This is a genomic window from Pseudoalteromonas sp. 20-MNA-CIBAN-0454 (assembly GCF_040308685.1).
GTDB classification, from domain to species: Bacteria; Pseudomonadota; Gammaproteobacteria; order Enterobacterales; family Alteromonadaceae; genus Pseudoalteromonas; species Pseudoalteromonas nigrifaciens.
The window spans coordinates 1-4000 of record NZ_JBEOOB010000068.1; the positions used below are offsets into that span (position 1 = coordinate 1).

The 4000-nt window shown below is 39.5% G+C and carries 3 protein-coding genes; all 3 read left to right on the top strand.

The annotated features are described in order from the left end of the window. The coding region (locus AAEZ22_RS17815) for a transposase (RefSeq protein WP_352298269.1) at window positions 1-514 on the top strand (514 nt) is incomplete at its 5' end. 375 nt (window positions 515-889) lie between these two features. Next, on the top strand, window positions 890-1585 hold the full coding sequence (locus AAEZ22_RS17820; RefSeq protein ID WP_352298271.1) for a PepSY domain-containing protein: 696 nt from the start codon (window positions 890-892) through the stop codon (window positions 1583-1585). A gap of 2 nt (window positions 1586-1587) precedes the next feature. Continuing rightward, on the top strand, window positions 1588-3459 hold the full coding sequence (locus AAEZ22_RS17825) for a PepSY domain-containing protein (RefSeq protein ID WP_352298274.1): 1872 nt from the start codon (window positions 1588-1590) through the stop codon (window positions 3457-3459). Window positions 3460-4000: the final 541 nt, after the last annotated feature.

Here is a 4000-nt window from a genome sequence, read left to right on the forward strand (position 1 = left end):
AGCCCAGCAATATCGCACTCAAGCCGTGCTGGTGGGCACCGGTTGGAAGCTGCGAAAATCCGACAAACACAAGCAATATAAAGAGCCGTGGTTGTTGGTCTCATCCTTGCCCAATTGCTTCGATTACGCGACGAAGATTGCCAAATGCTACGGCAAACGCATGCAAATAGAAGAGAGCTTCCGCGACCAGAAAAGCCAGACCTATGGCTTAGGTAGCGAAGCCCACCGTACTTATAAACGCGAACGGCTGGAAGTGCTGTTGCTATTGGCGGCACTGGCAAATTGGTTGCACTACATGATAGGGCTGGCGGCAGAGCTGGCCGGGAAGCACTTACAGTTTCAGGCTAACAGCATCAAGCACCGGCGCGTATTGTCGTTCAACTATCTGGGAATGCGGTTATGTAAGCTCGCCCAGCTAGGATTGACTGAAGAAGAGATACAAGCGGCGAGGCAGCAAATCATGCTCTGGGTAGCAGAGTTTGACTGGGGTGTCATCAAACTGGAAAAGAGCTGATACTATGGTCAAATTCGAGGGGATCCCTCAGGTTAAACGCCAAACAATATATCTTAATTCCAGCAAGAATAACAATTCCCACGCTTTACAATCTGGGTTTAAAAAGCCAGTTTGACTGCCACTTTCAGCTCTGCAAGGTAAAAAAAGCAGCCATTCACAGTCAACCTCAAACAGTCTAAGTGTCTGTAATTTATGCTTTTTTTTCAAAAAGACATATAAAAGATTTTTAATTGAGTCAAAAAAGAGATCCAATATTTGAATAATTCAGGATAAAAATTCAATAATGCCGTCGTACTGACTACAGACGCTCAAACGGAGCGTAAAAAGTGATAGGGCATCTCCTATTTAAGACATTAGAGTTGAAGGTTAGAGTCGATGAAGTTTGTAAATAAGATCCGCAAGTATCATAAATGGATGATGCTGTTTTTAGGTATTCAGTTTGTCATATGGTCGGTCACTGGCGCTTATATGGTAGTTATCGACCTAAACTATATCCATGGCAACAACTTGATCGCAGACCATCAACCAAACATCAATTCTCAAGATGTAAAATATAGCTTAACTGACATATTGGTTGACTACCCAAACGCAACCGAAATTGAACTAGCGACCTTAGCTGAACAAACCGTCTATCATGTGTCTAACGATGGTCAAGAGTTATTACTTAGTGCGCGAACTGGTGAACGCTTGGCACCATTTGATAAAAAGCGGGCCATAGAAATCTCTAATTATTATTACAGTGGTACATCAGCTGTAAAAGAAATTAATTTAATTACTGAAAATCCACCATATGGTTTAAATGAAAAGTTTTTACCGGCATATCGTATTGATTATGATGCCTTTAGCAGCCCTTCAATCTATATCTCTGCAGAATCCGGAAAATTAGTTCGTTATCGTCATAACTTTTGGCGAATATTCGACTGGATGTTTCGATTCCACTTAGCGGATTACAATAATCGTGAACACGATAACTGGCTGCTTTTCTGGCTAACCCTATTCAGTATTGGCGCCTGTTTATTGGGATTAGGATTAAGTTATTACACTGTACTGCGTAAAGCAAAGGAGGCGTGAGTATGCAGTTTATCAAATCAATACATAAATGGACCTCCGTATTAGTCGGGATACAGTTACTAATTTGGTTACTGAGTGGTTTTTATTTTAATATTATGGACGTGAGTAAAGTTCATGGCGACCAATATCAAAATAAAATATCGCCTGTGGCAAGTCCTCTTACAACCTATCAATCTAAACTTTTATATCCACAGGACATTTTAGATAATGTGCGTACCAGTAGCAGCCCGGTCCCACGCCCCACTCAATCAATTAAGCTTATATCTTTGCAAGATAAGCCATACTACTTGTTAACTCACCACAAAGGATTGAGGCGGCATTTTGAAAGTGATTATACTCTTATCGATGCTTATACAGGCCAACCAAAATTAATTGATGCCGAGTTAGCTAGCCATATCGCCTCTCGCTCATATAATGGTCCAGGTGAACTCCTATCAGCAACAAAGTTGACTCCCCCAATAGACGACTTGCTAAGAGAGAAAAACCAAGTCTGGCAAGTTAACTTCGCCGATAAGGTCAATACAAGTGTGTATGTTGATGCTCGTACTGGAGAATTAATCTCTCATAGTGATGACGACAAACGTTTTGCTGACTTCTTCTTTATGCTGCATTTTATGGATTATAACGGCGTTGGCGGCTTCAATAGTTGGCACATTATCTTGTTCGCATTTATAACTTTATGGCTTTGTCTATCTGGCTTTATTTGGACCATTCAATTGGCGTTTGGAGGCAACTACAGACTGAGCTTTTTAGCCAAAAAACACCCTGTATTTATTAAAAAACAAATGAGTGAACCTGTTGGTAATTTAAAGATTTCTAGTCATCAAAATTTAATGGAAGGTTTAAATGCCCATGACATTCTTATTCCATCTACTTGTGGAGGTGGAGGCACATGTGGACAGTGTAAGGTTAAGTTAAATCCAGCCCCAACACCTAATTCTGCAGAGCGCGTATTATTGTCTCAGACCGAAATTGATGCGGGACACCGGCTCGCCTGTCAACATCACAGCAATGAAGTCAAAGAAGTTGAATTATTGGCTCATAAAGCGGAGAAACATAACTTAATATTGACACATTCAATATTTCTGAGCCCTTTTATAAAAGAGCTACGTTTTAAAGTTAACAGTGAAAATCCACTAAAATTTAGAGCCGGCGCCTATATTCAGTTTAATATTCCTGCTGCGCATGGTAGTTCAGTGCCGTCGATTATTCCTGATGAATTTCAAACATATTGGGAACATATTAAAAGGCTTAATTATAATCACACTGCGATTAACCGTTGCTATTCTTTGGCAAATTATGATTCGCATACAAATGAATTAACTTTTTTAATCAAGATGCAGCCGGCACCTAGAGCAAATTTATTGCCTGGTTTTGGCTCAAATTACATCTGCAATATGCTGCTTGGCGAAAGTATCGAAGCGATTGGACCGTTCGAAAAATTTTATGTAAGTAATTCACATATCGACACCGCAAGAACAATGGTAATGATTGGAGCGGGTTCGGGAATAGCCCCTCTCAAATCAATAATAATGGAGCAATTAGAAAAACTTAAATGCCAGGAAAATATTCACTTTTACTTTGGGGCTCGTCATAAAGTTGATTTAATTTATCGTGAGTTATTCGAAAGATTGGCCTTTGAATATCAAAATTTTCACTTTACGCCTGTATTATCTAAGCCCGACACAAATTGGGATGGTGCAAATGGTTATGTCCAGCAGGTAATCGATAATTCAATAGACACTCTGGGAGATTTAAATCAGATCCAGTTTTATTTGTGTGGCCCCAAACAGATGATGTTAGAAACCATATCAATGCTGAAAAAGCACGGTGTAAAAGACTCTGCCATTTTATGTGATGATTTTTCTAATTAAGCATTAAAGTTACCTTATAACTCAAGTTAAAATATAAAAGGGGGCAACTCCAATTTAATTGCTGTTTCGCAATAAAGTGGATTTGCCGTCATTTATTTCACACCCCTTTCACCAAACTCCTAGTCAGAATTAACTCAAGTGACAAGCAGTTTACAGGCAGCTCTTTTGTGGAAATTGTAGAATTAAGTTAAAGCCCATGGCATGCAAATATTTCAACATCAAGACGCGTCTCATCTTGAATCTAAGGGAAAAATCAACAAATGATGCAACAACCTCAAGCTATGCAAGAGTGGTTTCAAAGCAAAAAGGATAAATTTAATGCTTTGCCAGAAGATTAACCAAGCAAACGACTTTCAAGAAATTTAGGTTAGTTAAATGAATTTTCCAGCTGCAGCCAAGCAGCTTATTTCTGAGTTCTCTGATGGCGTGTGATTACCAAGGGAAACTGTCGGTCTAATTACCAAGCAGGGCGAGATCGCGAACGTTTTTTAAACAATAAACGATCAGTTTGACGATCTGATCTAGTTGTGATCATATACTC

Coding starts and splice junctions, on each gene's coding strand:
- AAEZ22_RS17820 (WP_352298271.1), top strand. CDS start 890: ATGAAGTTTGTAAATAAGATCCGCAAGTATCATAAATGGATGATGCTG.
- AAEZ22_RS17825 (WP_352298274.1), top strand. CDS start 1,588: ATGCAGTTTATCAAATCAATACATAAATGGACCTCCGTATTAGTCGGG.